Annotated in this window: 2 protein-coding genes; both read right to left on the bottom strand. The window is 78.4% G+C overall.

Annotated elements, in window-relative coordinates; translation table 11 throughout:
• Positions 1-52: 52 nt before the first annotated feature.
• Positions 53-445 (bottom strand): MerR family transcriptional regulator, encoded by a 393-nt coding sequence (locus ACIQOV_RS40895; protein ID WP_401056141.1) that lies wholly within the window; start codon positions 443-445, stop codon positions 53-55.
• A 16-nt stretch (positions 446-461) separates the two neighbouring features.
• Positions 462-1,481 carry an MDR family NADP-dependent oxidoreductase gene (locus ACIQOV_RS40890; RefSeq protein WP_401056139.1) on the bottom strand — a complete coding sequence of 340 codons (1,020 nt, stop codon included), beginning with the start codon at positions 1,479-1,481 and terminating at the stop codon, positions 462-464.
• Between the last annotated feature and the right edge of the window lie 73 nt (positions 1,482-1,554).

Below are 1,554 nucleotides of genomic sequence, written 5' to 3'. Positions count from 1 at the left end.
CCTCGCGCACCCCCGTCGCGAGGTCCCGGGCGGGTTCCGGTCCCGGGCCCGGTCAGCGCCCGGCCGCGACGTCCGCACCGCCGGTGGCGACGTGGTGGGCGAGCCGGGCGCGCAGCGCGGTGAGGCGGGCGATCTCCGCGTCCAGGGTGGCCAGCCTGGCGCTCACGACGGGGGCGAAGGTGTCGGGGCCGGGGGACTCGGAGCAGCGGACCGGCGGGTCCTGGGCGAGCAGGTCGAGGCGGTGGGCGCGGCTGGCCAGGTCGTCCACCGTCAGCCCCACGGCGAGGAGTCGGCGGATCACCCGGACCCGGGCGACCTCGGCCGGTCCGTACTCGCGCTGTCCGGAGGCGGAGCGGGCGGGCGGGGGGAGGAGGCCGCGCTGTTCGTAGAAGCGCAGTGCCCTGGGTGTGGTGCCCGCCGCTGCCGCCGCGTCCCCGATCCGCATGCCCGCTCCCTGGTCGTCAGAGTTCCACGACGGTCGTCCCGAAGGTGTCCCCGGTGAACAGTCCGGTCAACGCCGCGGCGGCCCGGGAGATGCCCGCCACCGAGGTCCGGGGGAAGGTGATCTCTCCGGCGCGCAGCCAGCCGGCCAGGCGCTCCCGCCACTCGGCCTCCAGGTCCGGGTGGTCGAGCACGGTGAAACCGCGCAGGGTCAGGCCGAGGGTGACGGCCCGGAAGCCGTCGATCACCACCGGGCCGTCGCCGCCCGGACGCTCCGGAGCGAGCTGGCCGGCCAGCGAGCCGACCAGGGCGAACCGGGCGCCGCGCCGGGCCGCGTCCACGGCGGCGGTGAGCTGCTCGCCGCCGACCAGGTCCAGTACGACGTCGACGCCGTCCGGCGCGGCCCCGGCCAGCTGCTCGGCGAACGGCCGCCCGCCGGGCACCAGCACGGCGTCGTAGCCGAGTTCGTCGGTCAGCCGCTTCGCCTTGGCGGGCGAGCGGGTGGTGCCGATCACCCGGGCGGCGCCGAGCAGCCGGGCGACCTGCCCGGCCACCGTGCCGACCGCGCCGGCCGCACCGGTCACCAGCACCACGTCGCCCGGGCGCACCCCGGCGGAGCGGGTCAGCCCGCCGTAGCCGGCCGAGGCGGCGGAGACCAGGGCGAGCGGGTCCGGGAAGTCCGACGGGACGGGGGTGAACTGCGCGGCCTGCGCGAGCGCGTGGTCCCGCCAGCCGTGCGGATGGGTGACCAGGTCGCCCGGGCGCAGCGGCCCGTCCTGCGGTGCGGCCAGCACCTCACCGAGGGCCGGTCCGAACAGCGCGTCCCCCACGGCGATGTGCGGCATCGGCAGGCCGGAGCCCGCGCCGCCGATCAGCGTGCGCAGGCCGGGGAAGACCAGGAAGGCGCGGTTGCGGACGAGCACGTCCCCGGGGCCCGGCGCCGCCAGCGGCTCCTCCGTGACGGTGAAGTCCCCGGGGGCCGGCAGCCCGGCCGGAGCGGCGGTCAGCCGGACGACGCGGGCGGTGGTGGGCAGGGCCATGGTGGCGCTCCTCGGAGCAGGAGGGGGCGGCGGGCCGGTGCCGCCGCGGGACGCCCGGACGCTAACCCCTGAC

Source organism: Kitasatospora sp. NPDC091257 (assembly GCF_044757675.1).
GTDB classification, from domain to species: Bacteria; Actinomycetota; Actinomycetes; order Streptomycetales; family Streptomycetaceae; genus Kitasatospora; species Kitasatospora lactacystinica.
This window is presented reverse-complemented; position numbering and strand designations above follow the sequence as displayed.